This is a genomic window from Pseudomonas sp. E315 (assembly GCF_055406205.1).
In genome coordinates this window covers 84,074-106,269 of sequence record NZ_JBUZPJ010000001.1, presented here as the reverse complement: position 1 = coordinate 106,269, position 22,196 = coordinate 84,074, and the positions used below count along the sequence as shown (strand labels likewise).

The window sequence follows — 22,196 nt, the reverse complement described above, 5'->3', positions numbered from 1 at the left end:
ACTAGCAGTTCTGCTAGTGGGTAATCCTGGACAATTGCGCTACAGTTAACCCTGAACCGATGGCTCATTCAGGGGACTCAGCCCATGCAGCCCAACCGCGAAACCCTGCTCTGCCGCTATCGATACGACCCACTTGATCGCTTGGTTGATTGCACGCCAGCGGCACAGGCAAACACCCAACGTTTCTACCTCAAAGACCGCCTCGCCACCGAGGTCCAAGGGACGGTGCAGCGCTCAATCATGCAACATGGAAACCAACTGCTGGCCCAGCAACAACGCCAGAGCGGCTCCATGGAAACCCGTCTGCTTGCCACTGATCAACAGCGTTCGGTGTTGAACGTGCTCGTCGCAACTCAATCTCATTCTCTCGCCTACACCTCTTATGGTTATGGTCCACCGGAAAACGGCTTACTCAGTTTGCTTGGTTTCAATGGCGAACGGCCTGATCCAGTGACGGGGAGCTATTTGTTGGGGAATGGCTACCGGGCGTTTACTCCGGTGCTGATGCGATTTAATAGCCCGGATCAGCAGAGTCCATTCGCAAAAGGGGGCTTGAATACTTATGTTTACTGCCTAGGCGATCCAATTAATCTCATGGACCCTACCGGGCAATTCGGTATTGCATTCACTCGGCTTTTCGGACTCGTTGAAACCGTAGCGAATTATACAAATAATATCGTCGGGACTCTTCTTCGGGCACGCCCAGTGGGATTCTTAAGGTATGCTGAACTGGCCACTCATGCGGGAAATACCAGCATAACGGCAGGTACGATACTGCAAGCGGCAGGCTACTCAGCAGGAGTTACCTTACAGAATACCGGTGGCGCACTGCTAAGTGTAGGGGGCGGCATGAGGGCTGCACACAAAGTAATCACCGGATTAATAAAGAGTCGTCCTGTTAAAATTTTGGTAGACCAGGTAATAGATAAAAACCCAACCTTAGAACTTATCAGCGTGATAGTTGAACCCGCCAAAAAAAATGAGCATCCCAATAACCCGATAAGCAAACCTACTCCTGCCCCTTCCCTCGCCGTCGGTGCCCAAAGAAATGAAAAAGGAAACTATATAAGGAAAGTCTGAAAAAGATTTCCAGATTTTGTAAAAACACTCACCTCACACGAACCGAACGGTTGAGCCTCGATGAAACAGATGTCCTTCGCCGATGCCGAGCATGCTGGCAAACGTAAGCAGACCCGTCGCGAGCGCTTCCTGATCGAGATGGCGGAAGGGTTTAATTGCCTTGATCGAGATTTAATTGCAATCAGTATTCATTAGCGCCCGCCGATTTCACAAATCTATCGACTAGACTAAATTTGGCGCCCCCAAGAAAGGGTAATTTCATCAAAAAAAGATCGGCAGAGGGAAGAGCTCTTAGTTGCGGCAGTGAAGATACCATCCATTTTATTTGTTGATGACTTCCCTGACTTTGAACTGAGGCAATGTTGAATCGGCTGTCTTGGCGGATGTGCCATCAAGCTTGATTGGTCAGCATATGTATAGTCCAAGCCCGTTGATCAGCAGCAACCAAAACCTACCATATGACAAACGGGCTTATTTTTTAGCGCGCTCTTATTGAGTTGGAGTGATAACTCCCAATACAGATGCTTTGAGCAATGCAGTTGTGCGTGTGTGCACATCGAACTTTCGGCGTATATTACCAAAATAAAAGTTAACCGCAGCCTCTGTACAGTCAAGAATCATCGATATTTCATAAGAGGTTTTACCGCACCCGGCGTTTTTCAAGACCATCGCCGCATAACTTCTCGCAAGCTTTTCGGTGCGCGTAACGATGCGGCGATATTCTTTTAACCAGCCAAACATACGTTCGATGATGTTGCATTCTCATTACCTAAAACTATCAAACAGCCTCGGCACCCCGGCTTTGGTTTTGCTTAATGCTGCGCAGAGGAATCACCGGCTGCATTCGATAACGGTCGCAATAGCGGCGTAACGCTTCAGCGTCATAGCCTTTATCCGCCAGCAACCATCAGCACCATTTACGTGGGCGACCGCGCAAGCTGGGTATATGGACTTCATCGAGCAACGCTGGCCGTAAGCGATGTCGCTGGCTTGTCCACCCGATAATAGAAACTTAAGTGGCGCACCATTGGAATCCTGGTGATCAGGCCGCCCCGACTGCGTCCGAGCGCATGATCTTCTGGTTCTTTAGACCCCCTTTTTCCCGGCACCAGAAGAGGCTCGGGTTGCTCGTACTGCTGTGGAGTCAATCATTCAGGTCTCCAGATCAATTAACCCATGCTCGTTGAGTTTGATGTGGAGTCGTTTGAGTATCTGATTAAACGCTCCTCGATTACGCCAGTCACAGAAACGCTGATAAACCGTCGACTACGGGCTGCGATTTTTTTAAAACGATGAAAAATCGCAGCCTGCGCATATTATTGCGCTAGCCCTTGTGCATTTTGCTCATCAGTTCTGCCTCGGCCTGGGTCAGGCCGCAGGATTGAGTCAGTTCGTCGATGCTGGCGCCCATGCCAACCAAGCGCGCAGCCTGCGAGAAAGACAAGCTGGTTGGGTCGCGCTGTTCAAGCTGGGTCAGTTTTTCAGGCAGCGGTGCCACCACGGCACGAAGTTCGTGCAGCTCTTCACCCATTTGCACACTGCCGTTCTGGTAGGTGTCCAGACGCCGACCCAGCTCTTTGATGCGCTGATCGCGCAGCGCATCGCCTGCGGCCTGCTGAGCGGCGATCAGGCGCTGGCTGCGCACGTAGGAGACGAACATCCACACGCTCAATACCCAGAGCAGGCCCAGGACGATTACCGCTACCTCAAGCATCAATCAGATGTTCTCCAGATCCGACCATTCTTCTTCGGTCATCATTTTGTCCAGCTCAACCAGAATCAACAATTCGTTGTTCTTGTTGCACACGCCCTGAATAAATTTGGCCGATTCTTCGTTGCCCACGTTAGGCGCTGTTTCGATCTCGGACTGGCGCAGGTAAACCACTTCGGCCACGCTGTCGACCAGAATACCGACCACTTGCTTGTCAGCTTCGATGATCACGATACGTGAGTTGTCGGTGATATCAGCGCTCATCAGACCAAAACGCTGACGGGTATCTATGACGGTTACTACGTTACCGCGCAGGTTGATGATGCCCAGCACGTAAGACGGGGCACCCGGTACTGGAGCAATTTCGGTGTAACGCAGCACTTCCTGTACTTGCATCACGTTGATGCCATAGGACTCGTTGTCCAGCTTGAACGTGACCCATTGCAGGATCGGATCTTCGCTACTCTGTTGTGCGGCTGACTTGTTCATTCCCCAAACCCCTGACTAAAACCGCTAAAACGGCATGTGTGCTGTGTGACCGCGCTAAGGGCGCCGTCATTTTTGTGTTTGATCTACGGCTTCGGTGCTGCTGTGTGGCCATCGTGGTTGGCCATGTGCTTAACCGCGCCACTGGCAATCAACTCTGCCAGCTCTGACACATCCAGTAGCGCGCACATGTGCTCAATGACTGTACCCGCCAACCACGGCCGCTGCCCACGATGGGTGCGCCATTTGATTTCGTTCGGGTCCAGACGCAATGAACGACTGACCTGATGCACCGCCAGCCCCCATTCGTAACCCTGAACGGAAATAACGTATTGCAGGCCATCACGAAAATCATCGCGATAGCGATCCGGCATCACCCAGCGTGCGGTATCCAGCACTTTGAGGTTGCCACTCTGACTGGGCAAGATCCCAAGAAACCAATCTGGCTGGCCAAACAATGGCGTTAGCTCACGCCCGGCCAACGAGTAAATAGAGCCCAAGCAGACCAACGGCACGGCCAAGGTTAACCCCGCCACATCGAACAACAAGCATTCAAAGGGCTCAGCCGCCCATGCAGGACGACCGTCATCCAGTGCAGGCAAACGCCCGCCCGGTGCGGTAGGCAAATGCACCTCAACCAAAGGCTGCGCTAGAGCTTCTTCAACCGGACTCGCCACAGGCAAAACAGGAGGCAGCAACACGGGCGCTTGCAGCGGCATCAGCGCGGTCGGCAGCGCAGTCCCCGCGACAGGCAAGACCTGCGCATCGCGGATCTGCTCTTCGAGCACTGCGGCAGCAAAATCGTCCAGTGGTACCGCCAGTGGCTCAGGTGCAGGCAATACGGGCTCGACTTGCTCGGGCATAAGCTCGGCAGCCAGTACCTCTTCGGTGGCTTCTTGCAGCAAACCGTCGAGATAAGACTGCAACGCCAGTTGCGGGCGGGTGGGAATCGCTACCGTGTGCTTCATAAAGTGGCCCATCCACCTGCCTCGCTACAGTGACCTGTAGAGGTTATCGGCAGCACGACTTTGATACTTGAATGCACACCCACCTCAAACCACCTGCGGCGAAAGTTGGCGCGTCAGCAAATGCTTGAGCAACGCACGATACGCCATGACGCCTCGGCTTTTGGCGTCGAACTGTGAAGGTGTCAGCCCTGCGCGGCTGGCATCACGCAAGCGGGTATCGACCGGGATATAGCCCTGCCAAATGGTCTCGGGGTACATATCGCGTAACACGCGCAAGGTGCTCATTGACGCTTGGGTGCGACGGTCGAACAAGGTCGGCACGATGCTGAACGGCAGTTCTTGTTTGCGTGAGCGATTGATCATCGCCAAGGTATTGACCATGCGCTCCAAACCTTTAACGGCCAAATGCTCGGTTTGCACCGGAATCACCAACTGTTGACTGGCTGCCAATGCGTTGACCATCAGCACGCCGAGCAGCGGCGGGCTGTCGATAATGGCGTAATCGTAGTCTTGCCACAGTTGCGCCAAGCTGCGTGCAATCACCAGCCCCAGGCCGCTTTGGCCCGGCGACTGACGCTCTAACGTGGCCAACGCGGTGCTGGAGGGCAGCAGCGAAATATGTTCGTTACTGGTGGGCAATAACAGCTGACCCGGCAAACCTTCAGGCACTTGGCCTTTGTGCAGAAACAAGTCGTAGTTGCTGTGCTCAAGAGCATCGGGGTCGTAACCGAAGTAGCTGGTCATCGAACCATGCGGATCGAGGTCGACCACCACCACACGCTTGCCCGCCTCAGCCAGCAAGCCGGCTAGAGCGATGGAGGTGGTGGTTTTGCCTACGCCACCTTTTTGATTGGCTACTGCCCAAACTCTCATTCAGTTGTTCCTCCCGGCAGCGCACTGGCCTGCCGAGAATTGACGTTCACTTATAGGGCCGGCGACGGGGAATTGACGCTACTTCCGCGTACCAGTGGCTTTGTCACAGGCGGTGCAGTTTGTGTGCCAGCACGTTTCATGGCGGCGTCCGGGGTGGCATGGGCTGTGCCCGTGCCCGTTAAGCTGCGACGCACATCCAGATTGCGCGACACCACCAGCACCACGCGCCGATTGAGCGCTCGACCCTCTGGAGTCGCGTTATTGGCCACGGGCTGAAACTCACCGTAACCCACGGACGCCATACGCCCAGGACTCACGCCCTGCATGGCGAGCATTCGCACAATGCTGGCCGAACGTGCCGAGGACAACTCCCAGTTGGTGGGGTACTGCGCTGTGCGAATCGGTAAGTCATCGGTGAAGCCTTCGACGTGAATCGGGTTGTCGAAGGGTTTTAAAATCGCCGCTACTTTGTCGATGATGTTGAACGCCACATCGCTGGGCATGGCATCGCCACTGCCAAACAGCAAGCTGGAATTCAGTTCGATCTCGACCCACAACTCATTGCCGCGCACGGTGAGTTGATTGGAGGCGATCAAGTCACCAAACGCATTGGTGATGTCATCGGCGATGGTTTTAAGCGGGTCGTTGTTGATTTGCCCAATGCCAGCGTCAGTTTGATCGCTGTCCTTGACCAACGGTTCGGCGGGTTTGGTGGTCAAGGGGCGCTCATCACCAATCGGAATTGGCTTGAGGCTGCGATCGGCATCATTGAACACACCCACCAAGGCTTGGGAAATGACTTTGTACTTGCCTTCGTTAATCGACGAAATTGAGTACATCACCACGAAAAACGCGAACAACAGGGTGATGAAGTCCGCGTAGGACACCAACCAGCGTTCATGATTGACGTGCTCTTCAGCTTGGCGACGACGGCGACTCATAGCGAGAGTTCTCCATTAATCCATGAAGCCCTGAAGCTTGAGCTCAATGGAGCGCGGGTTCTCACCTTCGGCGATCGACAAAATGCCTTCGAGCAACATTTCGCGATAGCGTGACTGGCGCATGGCAATTGCTTTGAGCTTGCTGGCAATGGGCAACAGCACCAGGTTGGCACTGGCCACACCATAAATGGTCGCTACAAACGCCACGGCAATACCACTGCCCAACTGGCTTGGATCAGCCAGATTGCCCATCACATGGATCAAGCCCATCACCGCGCCAATGATGCCGATGGTCGGCGCGTAGCCGCCCATGCTTTCAAATACTTTGGCGGCGTCTATGTCGCGGCTTTCCTGGGTCATGAAATCAACCTCAAGAATGCTGCGAATGGCCTCAGGCTCGGCGCCATCGACTAGCAATTGCAAACCTTTGCGCGAATAGCTGTCCGGCTCTGCGTCCGCCACACCTTCGAGGCCGAGCAAGCCTTCCTTGCGTGCCGTCAGGCTCCAGTTGACGACACGATCAACGCCGCCCGCCAGATCAATACGCGGAGGGAAAAAGATCCAGCTGAGAATTTGCATTGCACGCTTGAACGCGCTCAGCGGTGACTGCAACAGCGCAGCCCCGACGGTGCCGCCAATCACGATCAATGCCGCAGGGCCATTGGCCAAAGCGCCCAAATGGCCGCCTTCTAAGTAGTTGCCACCAATAATGGCGACAAAGGCCATGATGATCCCGATAAGGCTGAGTACATCCATCAGTGACAGGCCTCGACCAAGTGCTTGCCAATTTCATCAAGGCTGTACACCGCATCCGCCAGATTGGCTTTAACGATTGCCATCGGCATGCCGTAGATGACGCAGCTGGCTTCGTCCTGCGCCCAGACGTTACTGCCGCCCTGCTTGAGCAGACGCGCACCTTCACGGCCATCCGCGCCCATGCCGGTTAACACCACCGCCAGAACTTTGTCGCCGTAGGATTTAGCTGCCGAACCAAAAGTGATGTCCACGCAGGGCTTGTAGTTCAGACGCTCGTCGCCCGGCAGGATGCGTACCGCGCCGCGACCATCGATCATCATCTGCTTGCCACCCGGCGCCAGCAGCGCCAGCCCCGGACGCAGAATGTCGCCGTCTTCAGCTTCTTTGACGCTGATGCGGCACAACTTGTCCAAGCGCTCGGCAAAGGCTTTGGTGAAGGCAGCCGGCATGTGTTGCACCAACACAATCGGCGCAGGGAAGTTGCCCGGCAATTGAGTCAGCACACGTTGCAGGGCCACAGGCCCGCCGGTTGAAGTACCAATGGCCACCAACTTGTAGGCCTTGCGCTTTGGCGCAGGCGACGTGGCTGCAGCAACGGGTGCGCTACGGCTGGCAATTGGCGTGGTGCGAGGAGCAGGCGGCGTTGGCGTGGCAAAACTGTTCGTAACAGGCGCTGCCACAGGCTGCGGCGCTGCTGGCGGCTGTGGCGCGCTGTAGCTGGAAACACGCCGATTGCTGCGCGAAATGCTGTGTACTTTTTCGCACAGTAATTGCTTGACCTTCTCGGGGTTACGCGAGATGTCTTCGAAGTTTTTCGGCAGAAAATCCACAGCCCCAGCGTCCAGTGCATCCAGCGTAACGCGAGCACCTTCGTGTGTGAGCGAGGAGAACATCAGCACGGGGGTCGGGCTGCGCTGCATGATGTGCCGCACTGCCGTGATGCCATCCATCATTGGCATCTCGTAGTCCATAGTGATCACGTCTGGCTTGAGCGCCAGCGCCTGATCAATGGCCTCCTTGCCGTTGGTAGCGGTGCCGATCACTTGAATCGTCGGATCAGACGATAGAATTTCCGTGAGACGGCGGCGGAAAAAGCCCGAATCGTCCACCACCAAAACCTTGACTACCATAAACACTCCGTTAGGCAGCGCGAGGCGCAACCGCCCCGCTCCACCAGAATCAAATACGCCGTGCGGCGTAGCGCTTGAGCATGCTCGGAACATCCAAAATCAAGGCAATACGGCCATCACCTGTAATGGTGGCTCCCGACATGCCCGGCGTGCCCTGAAGCATTTTGCCCAACGGTTTGATGACCACTTCTTCTTGACCAACCAACTGATCGACCACAAAGCCGATGCGCTGAGTGCCCACCGAAAGAATCACCACATGCCCTTCACGCTGTTCTTCATGGGCGGCAGACGCCACCAACCAGCGCTTGAGGTAGAACAAAGGCAGCGCTTTATCGCGCACGATCACCACTTCCTGACCGTCCACCACGTTGGTGCGCGACAGGTCGAGGTGGAAGATTTCGTTTACGTTGACCAGTGGGAACGCAAACGCCTGATTGCCCAGCATCACCATCAGCGTCGGCATGATCGCCAGTGTCAGCGGCACCTTGATCACGATCTTCGAGCCTTGGCCCAAGGTCGAGTAAATATTGAGCGAGCCATTGAGCTGGGCGATTTTGGTTTTCACCACGTCCATGCCCACACCACGACCCGACACGTCAGAAATCTCGGTTTTAGTCGAGAAGCCCGGCGCAAAAATCAGGTTGTAGCAGTCGGACTCGCTCAAGCGGTCAGCAGCGTCCTTGTCCATCAAGCCTTTTTTGACCGCGATGCCACGCAGCACATTCGCATCCATGCCCTTGCCGTCGTCAGAGATCGACAGCAGGATATGGTCGCCTTCTTGCTCAGCGGACAGAATGACGCGGCCGCAACGGGACTTACCGGCGGCTTCACGCTCTTCCGGGGTTTCGCACCCGTGGTCGACCGCGTTACGCACCAAGTGGACCAGCGGATCGGCCAAAGCCTCGACCAGGTTTTTGTCCAGGTCTGTTTCTTCGCCTACCAGTTCCAGGTTGATTTCTTTTTTCAGTTGACGCGCCAAGTCGCGAACCAAACGCGGGAAGCGACCAAAGACTTTCTTGATCGGCTGCATGCGGGTTTTCATCACCGCGGTTTGCAGATCTGCGGTCACCACGTCAAGGTTGGACACCGCCTTGGACATGGCCTCGTCGCTGCTGTTAAGCCCCAGACGCACCAAACGGTTACGCACCAACACCAACTCGCCCACCATGTTCATGATTTCGTCGAGGCGCGCAGTGTCAACCCGCACAGTGGTTTCGGCTTCGGAGGCGACCGGTTTGTCAGGGTGTGCAGCCGGTGCGCGGGCCGGGGCCGGACGCGGGGCTGCAGCTTCAGCCTTTTTCGCTACCGGAGTTGCTACAGCTGCCGGGGCTGCAGCGGCAGTTGCCGCAACCACCGGGCTTTCGGCAGAAAACTTGCCTTTGCCATGCAGCTCATCAAGCAGCGATTCGAATTCATGGTCGCTGATCAGCTCGCCCTTGCCAGCTGCGGGTGGGGTCGAAGCTTCTGGCGCAGAGGTGTCCAGCGCATCAGCGCTGAACGAGCCCTTGCCGTGCAACTGATCAAGCAAGGCTTCGAATTCGTCGTCTGTAATGTCATTGCTGGCCGCAGCGGCCGGGGCAGCTTCACTGACGGGGGCCGCTGAAGCCACAGCATCAGGTGCAAACTGGCCTTTGCCGTGCAATTGGTCGAGCAACGACTCAAACTCGGCATCGGTTATTTCGTCGCTACCCGTCGCCGCGACGGCTGCGGGCTGAACAGGTGCGGCCGCGGCTGCTTTGACCGCATTGAGCGAGTCCAGCAGCAGTTCAAATTCGTTATCGGTGATATCACCGCCTTCACTGGCAACAGGCGCCTGAGCAACTGGTTCAGGCGTTGGTTGTGCCACTTCAACCGGCTGAGCAGACGCAGGCTCGGCCAAGCGTGCCAGCGCTGCCAACAATTCAGGCGTCGCGGCCGTGATTGGGCTGCGCTCACGCACTTCGCTGAACATACCGTTTACAGCGTCCAGGGCTTCAAGGACCACGTCCATCAGCTCGGAGTCGACCCGTCGTTCACCCTTGCGCAGGATGTCGAACACGTTCTCGGCGATGTGACAGCACTCCACCAACTCATTGAGCTGGAGGAAGCCGGCGCCCCCTTTTACAGTGTGAAAACCGCGAAAAATTGCATTGAGCAAGTCAGCGTCATCTGGGCGGCTTTCAAGCTCGACCAGTTGTTCGGACAGTTGCTCTAGAATCTCGCCGGCTTCAACCAGGAAATCCTGAAGGATTTCTTCATCGGCGCCGAAGCTCATGTAGGTGCTCCTTGAAATAAGGTCTTTGAGCGTCGGGCAACACTGCCCGCACGCCTACTCGAAACCTAGAAACCTAAACTGGATAGCAAATCGTCTACATCGTCCTGACCGGACACGACGTCATCACGCTTATCGGCATGAATCTGCGGACCTTCACCCTGAGTCAGGTTTTTTTGCGGATTATTTTCAGCGAGCAGTGCATCACGGTCATGTTCGATCCCCGCAAAGCGGTCGACCTGGCTGGCCATGAGCACGAGTTTAAGCAAGTTACCTTCGACTTCGGTCACCAACTGCGTCACGCGTTTGATGACTTGGCCGGTAAGGTCCTGGTAATCCTGAGCCAACAGGATGTCGTTCAGATTACTGGCCACAATGTGGCTTTCTTCTTCGCTACGTGTCAGAAAACCGTCAACACGCCTCGCTAACTCGCGAAACTCTTCAGCACTGATTTCGCGGCGCATAAAACGCCCCCAATCAGCACTCAATGCTTTAGCCTCGGCCCCCAAACTGTTGACGATGGGCGTGCTGCTTTCCACCAAATCCATCGTCCTGTTAGCGGCCGCTTCCGTAAGGCGCACAACATAAGACAAACGTTCGGTCGCATCCGTGATCTGGGACACTTCTTCGGCTTGCGGCGTGCTCGGATCGATATGGAAATTGACGATTGCGCTGTGCAACTCACGCGTCAATTTGCCCACTTCCCGATACAAACCGCGATCGCGGGTTTGGTTCAGTTCGTGAATCAGTTGCACTGCATCGCCGAACTGGCCTTTTTCAAGGCTTTCGACCAATTCGTGAGCATGTTTCTTCAGGGTCGACTCAAAGTCTCCCTGGTTTGATTCTTTATGCTCCATAGCACCCCCGTGACGAATCGATCAGCCGATGCGCTCAAAGATCTTTTCGATCTTTTCTTTGAGTGCCAAGGCAGTAAACGGTTTGACGACATAACCGTTAACCCCGGCTTGAGCCGCTTCGATGATCTGCTCGCGCTTGGCTTCAGCCGTCACCATCAGCACGGGCAAGTGCTTGAGTTTTTCGTCGGCACGCACGTGGCGCAGCAGGTCAATACCGGTCATGCCCGGCATGTTCCAGTCAGTCACCAGAAAGTCGATATGCCCCTGATTGAGGATCGGCAACGCTGTTGTGCCGTCATCTGCTTCCACCGTGTTGGTGAACCCAAGGTCACGCAGCAGGTTTTTAATGATCCGCCGCATCGTTGAGAAATCATCAACGATGAGGATTTTCATGTTCTTGTCCAATTCGACCTCCAAGCAGTCTTAAACGCGCTCAGCACCTGGGCGCGCCATTCAATCAATTCGGTATACATGCCACGTTAAAACCCGTAGGAGCGAGCGTGCTCGCGATGCAGGCGACACGGCGTATCAATCAACACGCATCGACTTTCATCGCGAGCACGCTCGCTCCTACATAAATTCAAAACCTACCGGTATCAGCGTGCTCGCCATTCCGCCAAACGCCCGCGCAAACGCGCCGCACATTGGCTATGCAACTGGCTGACTCGCGATTCGCTGACACCCAGAACCTCACCGATTTCTTTGAGGTTCAGCTCTTCGTCGTAGTACAGCGCCAATACCAGTCGCTCACGCTCCGGCAAATTGGCGATCGCCTCAGCCAATGCGGCCTGAAAGCGCTCGTCTTCCAGGTCTCGCGAAGGCTCAAGGTGAGCGCTGGCGCCGTCCTCGTGCAGCCCTTCATGCTCGCCGTCCTGTAACAGGTCGTCGAAACTGAACAGGCGGCTGCCCAGGGTGTCATTCAAAATCGCGTAATAATCATCAAGGCTTAACTGGAGTTCGGCCGCAACCTCGTGATCTTTAGCGTCACAACCGGTTTTTGCTTCAATTGCCCTGATTGCATCACTGACCATGCGGGTATTGCGGTGTACCGAGCGTGGGGCCCAGTCGCCCTTTCGCACTTCATCAAGCATCGCGCCACGGATACGAATACCCGCGTACGTCTCGAAACTCGCGCCTTTGGTTGCGTCGTACTTGGTGGACACTTCAAGCAGGCCGATCATGCCCGCCTGGATCAAGTCTTCGACTTGCACGCTGGCTGGCAAACGCGCCAACAAGTGGTAGGCAATACGCTTGACCAAAGGGGCGTAACGTTCGATCAGCTCATATTGGCTGTCACGCGACGACTTGCTGTACATGCGATAGCCACTGGCTGTCATAAGACCGGTCCCGCACTCGTTTGCTGCACCAGTCGCTCAACAAAGAACTCCAAGTGCCCGCGTGGGTTGGCAGGCAAAGGCCAAGTGTCAACTTTTTGGGCAATTGCCTTGAAGGCCAGCGCGCATTTGGAGCGAGGGAAGGCTTCGTAAACAGCGCGCTGTTTTTGAACGGCTTTGCGTACACATTCGTCGTAAGGCACTGCACCGACATATTGCAGGGCCACATCCAAAAAGCGGTCCGTCACCTTGGTCAGCTTGGCAAACAGGTTGCGGCCTTCCTGCGGGCTTTGCGCCATGTTTGCCAACACACGGAAGCGGTTCATGCCGTAGTCACGGTTGAGCAGTTTGATCAGCGCATAAGCATCGGTAATGGAGGTCGGTTCGTCACACACCACCAGCAACACTTCTTGGGCGGCGCGCACAAAACTCACCACTGAATCACCAATCCCGGCAGCGGTGTCAATCACCAGCACGTCCAGGTTGTCGCCGATGTCACTAAAGGCCTGAACCAGACCGGCGTGCTGCGCCGAACTCAGGTGCACCATGCTCTGAGTGCCCGAAGCCGCCGGCACGATACGAATACCGCCGGGGCCTTGCAGCAACACATCGCGCAGCTCGCAACGGCCCTCAACCACGTCGGCCAGGGTAAATTTTGGGGTCAGTCCCAGCAAGACGTCGACGTTAGCCAACCCAAGGTCAGCGTCCAGCAACATGACTCGTCTGCCCAGCTCGGCAAGAGCCAGCGACAAGTTGACTGAAACGTTAGTTTTACCGACGCCACCCTTGCCGCCGGTCACTGCGATCACCTGTACGGGATGCATGCTGCCCATGATCTTTCTTTACCTTGTCTTACTTAGACGCGGCTACAGAGGTTGGCTGCGCGTTCCGCACTGGAACAAAACCTTGCAGGCCATCAATGTAGGTACATTGCAACGTAATCATTACTCGCTCAGCCGACTCGTTTGGAGGGGCTGTGATAAATATCAGCAAACATATCGGCCATAGCTTCTTCGCTTGGCTCTTCCTGCATTTGCACACTGACCGCACGGCTCACCAATTGGTGACGACGCGGCAAGTGAAGATCATCCGGGATACGCGGGCCGTCGGTCAGGTAGGCCACCGGCAGCTCATGACTGATCGCCAAACTCAGCACTTCACCCAGGCTGGCGGTTTCATCCAGTTTTGTCAGAATGCAACCGGCCAACCCACACCGTTTGTAGCTGTGATATGCAGCCGTTAACACCTGCTTTTGGCTGGTGGTGGCCAATACCAAATAGTTCTTGGCTTTAATACCGCGCCCGGCAAGGCTTTCGAGTTGCAGACGCAACGCCGGGTCGCTGGCTTGCAAGCCCGCCGTGTCAACCAGCACCACACGCTTGCGCACCAACGGCTCAAGGGTTTGGCCCAAAGACTGACCCGGCGCGACGTGAGTCACCGGCACATTCAAGATGCGGCCCAACGTTTTGAGCTGCTCCTGCGCGCCAATCCGATAGCTGTCCATGCTCACCAAGGCGATATTCTGCGCGCCGTATTTGAGCACGTAACGCGCGGCCAGCTTGGCCAGCGTGGTGGTCTTGCCCATACCCGCCGGGCCGACCATCGCAATGACGCCGCCCTCTTCCAGCGGTTCAAGTTCCGGGGTGGCAATCATTCGCGCCAAATGCGCCAACAACATGCGCCAGGCTTGACGCGGCTCTTCAATTTCGGCGACTTGCTCAAGCAAGTCACGAGACAGCGGCCCCGACAACCCAATGCGCTGCAAGCGGCGCCACAAGTTAGCTTGTGCAGGCTTGCTGCCTTGTAGCTGATTCCAGGCCAGCGACCCCAACTGAACCTCTAGCAACTCACGCAAGCCATTGAGCTCAAAGCGCATGGTGTCAAAAGCGCGCTGATCCATCGACGGTGCAACGCTGGGCGCTGGGCGCGGCGGTTCTTCAAAGGTTGGCTCAATCAACGGCTCGGCGGCGGTCAGCGGCAAGCCGGCAAACAGCTGGCGACTGACTTCAGCATCGCCTTCACCGCGCAGGCTCAGCTCGGCCTGAGCCGAAACAATGCGCGATTGGGTCTTGCGCAGCTCTTCTTCAAGTTCAATGTTTGGCACACGCGGGGCCAGCGCGGACAGTTTGTAGTCCAGCGCAGCCGTCAATTCAACACCGCCTGCAATGCGGCGGTTACCAATAATGGCGGCATCAGCCCCCAGCTCATCACGAACCAGTTTCATGGCCTGACGCATATCGGCGGCAAAAAAACGCTTCACTTGCATAAACCAAACCTCAGCCGTTAGGGCCTACTGTCGCAACGATGGTGACTTGTTTGTTATCAGGTATTTCCTGGTACGCCAGCACATGCAGGTTTGGCACCGCCAAGCGTCCAAACCGCGAAAGCATCGCGCGTACCGGGCCGGCTACCAACAAGATCACCGGATTGCCTTGCATTTCTTGACGTTGGGCCGCGTCGATCAGCGAACGTTGTAGCTTTTCAGCCATGCTCGGCTCCAGCAGAACGCCCTCTTCCTGACCTTGTCCTGCCTTCTGCAGACTATTGAGCAAAATCTGTTCCAACCTTGGCTCCAGCGTGATAACTGGCAGCTCAGACTCAACGCCTACAATGCTTTGCACGATTGCACGCGAGAGCCCGACCCGCACCGCGGCAACCAAAGCGGCAGTATCTTGACTCTTGTGAGCATTGTTGGCGACGGCTTCGGCAATACTACGAATGTCGCGTACTGGCACCTGCTCGGCCAACAACGCTTGCAACACTTTCAGCAGTTGCGACAACGTCAACACACCCGGCACCAACTCTTCAGCCAACTTGGGCGAAGCCTTGGCCAGCAATTGCATCAATTGCTGCACTTCTTCATGACCAATCAGCTCATGGGAGTGTTTGTACAAAATCTGGTTCAAGTGAGTGGCTACCACAGTGCTGGCATCCACCACGGTATAGCCCAAGGATTGCGCCTGACTGCGCTGACTGACTTCAATCCACACTGCTTCCAGACCAAAGGCCGGGTCTTTGGCCGTAATTCCGTTCAACGTGCCGAATACCTGACCGGGGTTAATCGCCAGCTCGCGGTCGGGGTAAATCTCTGCTTCAGCCAAAATCACCCCCATCAGGGTCAGGCGATAAGCGCTAGGGGCCAAATCGAGGTTGTCGCGAATGTGAACCGTCGGCATCAAAAAGCCCAAGTCCTGGGACAGCTTTTTGCGTACGCCCTTGATCCGCGCCAATAGCTGACCGCCTTGATTACGATCCACCAGCGGGATCAAGCGATAACCCACTTCCAGACCGATCATGTCGATAGGCGTGACGTCATCCCAACCCAGCTCTTTGGTTTCTTGAGCACGAGCGGGCGAAGGCAGCATTTCTTGCTGGCGTTGCACCTCTTGCAGCGCCTGCACCTTGACCACGCTTTGCTTTTTCCACATCAGGTACGCGATGCCACCTGCAACTGCGGCCAAACTGAGGAAAGAAAAGTGCGGCATGCCGGGCACAATCCCCATCACCGCCATGATGGCAGCCGACACTGCCAAGGCTTTAGGCGATGCGAACATCTGGCGATTGATCTGCTTGCCCATGTCTTCGGAGCCCGAAGCACGGGTCACCATGATCGCCGCCGCAGTGGACAGCAACAGAGAAGGCAATTGCGCCACCAAACCGTCACCAATCGTCAGCAGCGCGTAAACCTTACCCGCCTCACTGAACGTCATCCCATGCTGGAAAATACCGACCGCCATGCCGCCAATCAGGTTGATAAACAGAATCAACAGACCAGCAATGGCGTCACCGCGCACAAACTTGCTGGCACCGTCCATCGACCCGTAAAACTCAGCCTCTTGGGCGACGTCCTGACGACGGGCCTTGGCTTGGTTCTGATCGATCAAACCGGCGTTCAAATCGGCGTCGATTGCCATTTGCTTACCTGGCATGGCATCGAGGGTGAAACGCGCGCTCACCTCAGAAATACGCCCCGCGCCCTTGGTGACCACCACGAAGTTGATGATCATCAAAATCGCGAACACAACGATACCGACCACGTAGTTGCCGCCGATCACGACCTCACCGAAGGCCTGAATCACCTTACCGGCGGCGGCGTGCCCTTCTTGCCCGTGAAGCATCACCACCCGGGTCGAAGCCACGTTTAGCGCCAGACGCATCAAGGTTGCGACCAGCAAAATGGTCGGGAATACCGCGAAATCCAGTGGGCGCAGGGCATAGACGCACACCAGCAACACCACAATCGACAGCGCAATGTTAAACGTGAAAAACACGTCTAACAAAAACGCCGGGATTGGCAACATCATCATGGCCAGCATGACCAGCAGCAACAGCGGCACGCCCAACTGCCCCTGACCCAAACCGGCCAGACCGTTGCGTGCACCGTTGATTAACTGAGAGCGATCCAATGACATTGCACAAACCTTTAGCAAACTTTTGACGCCATATGCGCCGTGGAGCCTGCCATTGCAAGAAACCTTCCAACTTTGGCAAATGGCCATATTTCTGTGTGGGCAGAGCCTTTGTCACAGGCTGGGGATGCCGGGGCGGCGCTCTGAAGGCTCATTGAAATATAAAGACCATGTTCTGATCGGCCTGCGCAAAAGCGCCGCACTATGATTTGCAGCGTCTAGCCAATAGCAGGTAATGGAATGCCAATCAGTGCGAGCAGCTGCCGATTACGCAAGGGACGCTCATCAGAGCCCAATCAGATTTACCTGCTGACATCAGTGGTCGATCAGCGAACCCCTCTTTTTGTCGACTGGCCTACTGGCCGCTTAGTGGCCGAACAATTTCGGCAAGCACATGACGCAGGGCTGGTCACCTCACTAGCATGGGTCGTCATGCCTGATCATTTCCACTGGTTGATTCAACTGAACAAAGGCACGCTGGCCGAACTGATGTGCCGCGTCAAATCGCGCAGCAGCAAAGCCTTGAACATGCGATCAGGCCTGAGTACGCGCATTTGGCAGCGGGGCTATCACGACAGAGGCTTGCGCCGCGAAGACGATTTGAAAGCGCTCGCCCGGTATATCGTCATGAACCCAATCCGCGCCGGGCTCGTGAGCAAAATTGGTGACTACCCCTTGTGGGATGCCGTGTGGCTGTGATCGCGGGTAGGAGCTGCCGAAGGCTGCGATCTATTGATTGTTAAAGATCGCAGCCTGCGGCAGCTCCAACTTAGGTGATTTTCAAACGGGTATACCCCCCCCCGCCACTCAAAACACCAAAACTAATTCCAGCGCCACTCCCCTAAATCAATCACCAAACACGCATTACTACTGGACTCAAACGCCACATCAATCCTGCGATTAGGCTCATAACGAGGCGACCCGCGCCCACCAATCAAAATCTGCCCACACCGCCCATCCCCTGCCCGCACACGGTCTTCCCACACCGGTATGCTGGCCAACTGCAACTGGCGCACCAACTTGTACAAAATAAAACTGCGCACACAACGCCCATTAATCCCCTCAAAACTCAAGGATTTGCGCATAAAAGACAAAATCGAATCACGCTCTTTATGGCAGCGCTCCATGATTGCGTCGTAATACTGCGCATGCCCACTGCCCTCAGGCACGGTGGGCAGCGCAATCAACGCCAACAAGTTAGAACCCTGATTACCAAAACCAATCACCTGCTGACCTTGCAACTGATCCAGCCAAAAGATTGCAAAGGTGCCATCCAGCACTGGAAAGGTCGTAAATGGGCTCTCCAGATCAACACACGCAATAGACCGCGAGTCACTCAATGCGTAAGTGCTGGCCGAGCCTTGGGGGATAAGGGTTAACTCGATCGACATCGCGAATCTCCATTGCCTGGCCGCGAGCCAAAATGACAGCCGCTACCCAAGTTAAGCAGATTTACGCGAAGCCTCTACTGGCAACAGTGACAGTACGCCAGCCCAAGCCTCACTCATCACGCCTTAAATCCGGCGGGATCGGCAGGTCTTTGAGCGGATCTGGCCGCTTGCCTTTGCCCGCCTGATGTTGGCGAATCTGGTACACGTAGGCCAATACCTGCGCCACAGCCAGATACAAGCCGGCAGGAATTTCCTGCTCCAGCTCAGTGGAGTAGTAGATCGAACGCGCCAACGCAGGGGACTCAAGCAGTAGGATGTCGTGCTTGGCGCCAATTTCTCGAATTTTTAACGCCAAAAAGTCGCTGCCCTTGGCCAGCAACATGGGGGCGGCACCTTTCTCAGGGTCGTACTTGAGGGCCACGGCGTAGTGGGTCGGGTTGGTGATGATCACATCGGCGTCGGGAATGGCGCTCATCATGCGACGTTGTGACATGTCGCGCTGCAATTGACGAATGCGCTGCTTGACCTCGGGCCGCCCCTCTTGATCCTTGTGTTCGTCGCGCACTTCCTGCTTGGTCATCAGCAGCTTTTTGTGGCTTTCCCACAACTGCACCGGCACGTCCACCGCCGCGATCAAAATCAACCCGCAGGCCATCCACAACGCGCTCCAGGCCACCACTTGCAAGCTATGAATAACCGCCAGCTCCAGCGGCTCGTGGGCGATACGCTGCAAGTCGTCGATGTCAGACTTGAGCACCAACAACGCCACAATCAGGATGATGAAAAACTTGGCCAAGGCCTTGAGCAGTTCGACCAACGCCTTGGCCGAGAACATACGTTTGATGCCCGCGGCCGGGTTCATGCGGCTGAATTTAGGGGCCAAACTGCCTGCCGCAAACAGCCAGCCGCCGAGGGCGATCGGCCCCACCAACGCTGCAATGAGCAAGGTGATGAGTACAGGTTGCAGAGCAATAAGCGCGATCTTGCCTGAGTGCAGCAAGAATGCGCCCATCGAGTCAGTGTTGAGTAAGGTTTCGCGGTTGATGCTGAAGTTGTAGCGCATGATTTCCATCATGTCTTGCGCCAGCGCGCCACCAAAAATCAGCAAACCGATAGAGCCCGCGAGCATGATCGCCAGCGTATTAAGTTCTTTAGAGCGTGCGATCTCGCCCTTTTCTCTGGAGTCTTTTTTTCGTTTTTCCGTGGGGTCTTCTGTTTTGTCCGCGCCACTCTCGCTCTCGGCCATAGCTAACGCGCCTGTGCCAAGTCACGTAAGAACTGCAAGGCCTCAGTGGCCAGCGGTTGATACTGATTGAGAATGTCCGCCAGGCTGATCCACAGGATCACCATGCCCAGCACCAGAGTCAGCGGAAAACCAATAGCGAAGATGTTCAACTGCGGCGCGGCGCGGGTCATGACGCCAAAAGCGATGTTGACCACCAGCAACGCAGTGATGGCTGGCAACACCAGCATCAAGGCCGCGCCCAACACCCAACCGAGCTTACCCACCACCTCCCAGAAGTGATTGGTCAGCAACCCTCCTCCCACTGGCAAGGTGGTGAAGCTTTCAGTCAGCACCTCAAACACCACCAGATGCCCGTTCATGGACAAAAACAGTAGCGTTACCAACATGGTGAAAAACTGCCCGATCACGGCGACGTTAACCCCGTTGGCGGGGTCGACCATTGACGCAAAGCCCATACCCATCTGGATCGCCACAATCTGCCCGGCAATCACGAACGCCTGAAAGAACAACTGCAACGAGAACCCGAGCAAGGCACCAATGATGATCTGCTCACCAATCAACAGCAGGCCACTGAGATCCAGCGGATTGACGACGGGTAACGGCGGCAAGCTGGGCATGATCGCCAGCGTAATCGCCAAAGACAAAAACAACTTGATGCGCTTGGGCACCAGCGTCGTACCAATGACTGGCATTGTGGTCAACACCGCGCCCACCCGGAACAGCGGCAGCATGAAGCTGGCGACCCAGGTACTGATCTGCGCGTCCGTCAGGGCCAGCAGCGACATTTAGCCGATCAACTGCGGAATGCTGCCGTACAACGACAGGATGTATTCCATAAAGGTTTGCACCAGCCACGGCCCAGCCACGATCAGAGTGATGAGCATCACCAGCAATCGCGGCAGAAAGCTCAAAGTTTGCTCGTTGATCTGGGTGGCGGCCTGAAACATTGCCACCATCAAACCCACCAACAGACTGGGCACCACCAACACGGCGACCATCATGGTGGTCAGCCACAACGCACTGCGAAACAGGTCAACCGCGACTTCCGGGGTCATTGCGCGTTACTCCCGCTCATGGTGTCAAACTCCGCCAAAACTGCTGGCCAAGGTACCAATAATCAGCGCCCAGCCATCCACCAGCACGAACAACATGATTTTGAACGGCAGCGAGATGATTAACGGCGAGAGCATCATCATACCCATTGCCATCAGCACACTGGCCACGACCAGGTCGATGATCAAAAACGGGATGAAAATCATGAAGCCGATCTGGAACGCTGTTTTCAACTCAGACGTCACGAACGCCGGAACCAGAATGGTCAAGGGCGCGGCGTCAGGCGTGGCGATGTCTGTGCGCTTGGACAAACGCATAAACAGTTCAAGGTCGCTGGTGCGGGTTTGCGCCAGCATGAAGTCCTTGATCGGGCCCTCCGCCTTAAGAATCGCATCCTGTGCCGAGAGCTTTTCCGCAAGGTAGGGCTGCAAGGCATTTTCGTTAATCTTGTCGAACACCGGCGCCATGATGAACAGGGTCAAAAACAGCGCCATGCCGGTAAGAATCTGGTTGGACGGCGTTTGTTGCAAACCCAGCGCCTGCCGCAAAATCGAGAACACGATGATGATGCGCGTGAAGCTGGTCATCAGCATGACGAACGCCGGGATAAAACTCAGCGCCGTCATGATCAGCAGAATTTGCAGGCTGACCGAATACTCTTGCTGGCCGTCGGCCCCAGTGCCCAGCGTGATGGCCGGGATCGACAGCGGATCGGCGCCGAACGCCAAAGGCGCGGCCAACGCCAACAACAGTGCGACGACTAAACGCATTACTGCTTGTCCTTTTGATTACCTAACAGCTCCATCAGGCGCTTGGCGAACTCTGGCGTGGCTTGCTCAGTGGGGCCCGGCACGGTTACGGGCTCTTTAAGCACATGCAACGGGGTGATACGCCCCGGCGTAAGCCCCAGCAGAATTTGCTCGTTACCCACCTGCACCAGCACCAGCCGATCACGCGCACCCAAGGCACGCGTACTGATCAACTCGATCATTTGGCCTTGGCGCGGCCCAGCGTGTTGCACTCGGCGCAGCAACCAGGCCAACGCAAAAATAAGGCCCAGCACCAGCAGCAAACCCAGCACCAATTGCGTCAATTGCCCGCCAATGCCGCCACCTGCCACGGGGGCAGCCGCAGCCGCTGCGGTGGCAACCGGCTCGGCCGCCAGCACACTGAAAGGTAACGCCAATAAACCGCCGAGAGCCCGTTTCACTTAGCGCAGCTTCTTAATGCGTTCGCTTGGGCTGATCACGTCAGTCAGGCGAATACCAAACTTTTCGTTCACCACCACCACTTCGCCATGCGCAATCAACGTGCCGTTAACCAACACATCCAACGGCTCACCCGCCAGACGATCAAGCTCAATGACCGAGCCCTGGTTAAGTTGCAGCAGGTTACGAATGTTGATGTCGGTGCTGCCCACTTCCATCGAGATGGAGACCGGGATATCCAGAATCACGTCCAGATTCGGGCCATCCAGCGTGACCGGATCATTGTTGCGCGGCACGCTGCCAAACTCTTCCATCGGCAAGCGATTAGAGGCTGGCTTGCTGACATCAGCCGCGAGCAACGCATCGATATCGTGCTGGCCTGCATCCCCTGTTTCTTCCAGTGCCGCAGCCCATTCATCGGCCAAAGCCTGATCTTCCGCGGAAGTTATTTCGTGTTCGTCAGCCATTAGTTGTCCTCGGCGGGCAGTCAATCAGTTACACA

25 protein-coding genes and 1 pseudogene are annotated in these 22,196 nt (G+C 55.9%); 3 read left to right on the top strand and 23 right to left on the bottom strand.

Annotated elements, in window-relative coordinates:
* Positions 1 to 84 precede the first annotated feature (84 nt).
* Together ACZRJQ_RS00535 and ACZRJQ_RS00530 are read left to right on the top strand one after the other, a co-directional pair.
* Positions 85 to 1,080 (top strand): RHS repeat-associated core domain-containing protein, encoded by a 996-nt coding sequence (locus ACZRJQ_RS00535; RefSeq protein ID WP_463976474.1) that lies wholly within the window; start codon positions 85 to 87, stop codon positions 1,078 to 1,080.
* A gap of 60 nt (positions 1,081 to 1,140) precedes the next feature.
* Positions 1,141 to 1,275, top strand: coding sequence for a hypothetical protein (locus ACZRJQ_RS00530; protein ID WP_463976996.1), 135 nt, complete (start codon positions 1,141 to 1,143; stop codon positions 1,273 to 1,275).
* Positions 1,276 to 1,569: 294 nt separating this feature from the next.
* On the opposite strand, the gene ACZRJQ_RS00525 is transcribed toward ACZRJQ_RS00530, so the two are convergent.
* The 16 genes and pseudogenes from ACZRJQ_RS00525 to flhA all read right to left on the bottom strand — a co-directional run bounded on the left by ACZRJQ_RS00525 (position 1,570) and on the right by flhA (position 16,793).
* Positions 1,570 to 1,749, bottom strand: coding sequence for a helix-turn-helix domain-containing protein (locus ACZRJQ_RS00525; RefSeq protein WP_463976969.1), 180 nt, complete (start codon positions 1,747 to 1,749; stop codon positions 1,570 to 1,572).
* Positions 1,744 to 2,346 (bottom strand): annotated as a pseudogene (locus ACZRJQ_RS00520) (IS5 family transposase); the annotation flags it as partial. The pseudogene ACZRJQ_RS00520 and the gene ACZRJQ_RS00525, both read right to left, overlap by 6 nt.
* Before the next feature lie 58 nt (positions 2,347 to 2,404).
* Complete coding sequence (locus ACZRJQ_RS00515) at positions 2,405 to 2,797, bottom strand: DUF2802 domain-containing protein (protein WP_463976473.1); 393 nt, start codon at positions 2,795 to 2,797, stop codon at positions 2,405 to 2,407.
* Entirely contained in the window at positions 2,798 to 3,280 is a 483-nt protein-coding gene (locus ACZRJQ_RS00510) for a chemotaxis protein CheW (RefSeq protein WP_463976472.1), read from the bottom strand.
* Between the two features lie 83 nt (positions 3,281 to 3,363).
* Complete coding sequence (locus tag ACZRJQ_RS00505; RefSeq protein ID WP_463976471.1) at positions 3,364 to 4,245, bottom strand: CheW domain-containing protein; 882 nt, start codon at positions 4,243 to 4,245, stop codon at positions 3,364 to 3,366.
* 84 nt (positions 4,246 to 4,329) lie between these two features.
* Positions 4,330 to 5,118 carry a ParA family protein gene (locus tag ACZRJQ_RS00500; RefSeq protein ID WP_463976470.1) on the bottom strand — a complete coding sequence of 263 codons (789 nt, stop codon included), beginning with the start codon at positions 5,116 to 5,118 and terminating at the stop codon, positions 4,330 to 4,332.
* Positions 5,119 to 5,168: 50 nt separating this feature from the next.
* Entirely contained in the window at positions 5,169 to 6,059 is an 891-nt protein-coding gene (motD, locus tag ACZRJQ_RS00495) for a flagellar motor protein MotD (protein ID WP_463976469.1), read from the bottom strand.
* A 15-nt stretch (positions 6,060 to 6,074) separates the two neighbouring features.
* Complete coding sequence (locus ACZRJQ_RS00490; RefSeq protein WP_463976468.1) at positions 6,075 to 6,815, bottom strand: flagellar motor protein; 741 nt, start codon at positions 6,813 to 6,815, stop codon at positions 6,075 to 6,077.
* Positions 6,815 to 7,945 (bottom strand): protein-glutamate methylesterase/protein-glutamine glutaminase, encoded by a 1,131-nt coding sequence (locus tag ACZRJQ_RS00485; RefSeq protein WP_463976467.1) that lies wholly within the window; start codon positions 7,943 to 7,945, stop codon positions 6,815 to 6,817. Before ACZRJQ_RS00485 ends, ACZRJQ_RS00490 begins: the two co-directional genes overlap by 1 nt.
* Positions 7,946 to 7,994: 49 nt before the next feature.
* Entirely contained in the window at positions 7,995 to 10,199 is a 2,205-nt protein-coding gene (locus tag ACZRJQ_RS00480; RefSeq protein ID WP_463976466.1) for a chemotaxis protein CheA, read from the bottom strand.
* A 65-nt stretch (positions 10,200 to 10,264) separates the two neighbouring features.
* A complete protein-coding gene (locus tag ACZRJQ_RS00475) occupies positions 10,265 to 11,053 on the bottom strand; it encodes a protein phosphatase CheZ (protein ID WP_463976465.1) in 789 nt (262 codons plus the stop codon).
* 21 nt (positions 11,054 to 11,074) lie between these two features.
* Positions 11,075 to 11,446 carry a chemotaxis response regulator CheY gene (locus tag ACZRJQ_RS00470; RefSeq protein ID WP_463976464.1) on the bottom strand — a complete coding sequence of 124 codons (372 nt, stop codon included), beginning with the start codon at positions 11,444 to 11,446 and terminating at the stop codon, positions 11,075 to 11,077.
* A gap of 203 nt (positions 11,447 to 11,649) precedes the next feature.
* Positions 11,650 to 12,390 (bottom strand): RNA polymerase sigma factor FliA, encoded by a 741-nt coding sequence (gene fliA, locus ACZRJQ_RS00465; protein ID WP_463976463.1) that lies wholly within the window; start codon positions 12,388 to 12,390, stop codon positions 11,650 to 11,652.
* Positions 12,387 to 13,220: a flagellar synthesis regulator FleN gene (fleN, locus tag ACZRJQ_RS00460; protein ID WP_463976462.1), complete on the bottom strand. Its 834-nt coding sequence runs from the start codon at positions 13,218 to 13,220 to the stop codon at positions 12,387 to 12,389. Before fleN ends, fliA begins: the two co-directional genes overlap by 4 nt.
* Positions 13,221 to 13,339: 119 nt before the next feature.
* A complete protein-coding gene (gene flhF / locus ACZRJQ_RS00455; RefSeq protein ID WP_463976461.1) occupies positions 13,340 to 14,653 on the bottom strand; it encodes a flagellar biosynthesis protein FlhF in 1,314 nt (437 codons plus the stop codon).
* Positions 14,654 to 14,663: 10 nt separating this feature from the next.
* Positions 14,664 to 16,793 carry a flagellar biosynthesis protein FlhA gene (flhA, locus tag ACZRJQ_RS00450; protein WP_463976968.1) on the bottom strand — a complete coding sequence of 710 codons (2,130 nt, stop codon included), beginning with the start codon at positions 16,791 to 16,793 and terminating at the stop codon, positions 14,664 to 14,666.
* 243 nt (positions 16,794 to 17,036) lie between these two features.
* Between flhA and ACZRJQ_RS00445 the strand changes: the two genes are divergently transcribed.
* Positions 17,037 to 17,495: an REP-associated tyrosine transposase gene (locus ACZRJQ_RS00445; RefSeq protein ID WP_463976460.1), complete on the top strand. Its 459-nt coding sequence runs from the start codon at positions 17,037 to 17,039 to the stop codon at positions 17,493 to 17,495.
* Positions 17,496 to 17,617: 122 nt separating this feature from the next.
* Here ACZRJQ_RS00445 and ACZRJQ_RS00440 read toward each other — a convergent pair whose 3' ends face one another.
* The 7 genes from ACZRJQ_RS00440 to fliN all read right to left on the bottom strand — a co-directional run bounded on the left by ACZRJQ_RS00440 (position 17,618) and on the right by fliN (position 22,161).
* Positions 17,618 to 18,187 carry a hypothetical protein gene (locus tag ACZRJQ_RS00440; protein ID WP_463976459.1) on the bottom strand — a complete coding sequence of 190 codons (570 nt, stop codon included), beginning with the start codon at positions 18,185 to 18,187 and terminating at the stop codon, positions 17,618 to 17,620.
* A gap of 109 nt (positions 18,188 to 18,296) precedes the next feature.
* Entirely contained in the window at positions 18,297 to 19,433 is a 1,137-nt protein-coding gene (flhB, locus tag ACZRJQ_RS00435) for a flagellar biosynthesis protein FlhB (protein WP_463976458.1), read from the bottom strand.
* Between the two features lie 2 nt (positions 19,434 to 19,435).
* Positions 19,436 to 20,218: a flagellar biosynthetic protein FliR gene (fliR, locus tag ACZRJQ_RS00430; RefSeq protein WP_463976457.1), complete on the bottom strand. Its 783-nt coding sequence runs from the start codon at positions 20,216 to 20,218 to the stop codon at positions 19,436 to 19,438.
* Complete coding sequence (gene fliQ / locus ACZRJQ_RS00425; RefSeq protein WP_059763026.1) at positions 20,219 to 20,488, bottom strand: flagellar biosynthesis protein FliQ; 270 nt, start codon at positions 20,486 to 20,488, stop codon at positions 20,219 to 20,221.
* Positions 20,489 to 20,512: 24 nt separating this feature from the next.
* Positions 20,513 to 21,256: a flagellar type III secretion system pore protein FliP gene (gene fliP, locus ACZRJQ_RS00420; protein ID WP_094992277.1), complete on the bottom strand. Its 744-nt coding sequence runs from the start codon at positions 21,254 to 21,256 to the stop codon at positions 20,513 to 20,515.
* Positions 21,256 to 21,696 carry a flagellar biosynthetic protein FliO gene (gene fliO, locus ACZRJQ_RS00415; RefSeq protein ID WP_463976456.1) on the bottom strand — a complete coding sequence of 147 codons (441 nt, stop codon included), beginning with the start codon at positions 21,694 to 21,696 and terminating at the stop codon, positions 21,256 to 21,258. Before fliO ends, fliP begins: the two co-directional genes overlap by 1 nt.
* On the bottom strand, positions 21,697 to 22,161 hold the full coding sequence (fliN, locus tag ACZRJQ_RS00410) for a flagellar motor switch protein FliN (protein WP_463976455.1): 465 nt from the start codon (positions 22,159 to 22,161) through the stop codon (positions 21,697 to 21,699).
* Positions 22,162 to 22,196: the final 35 nt, after the last annotated feature.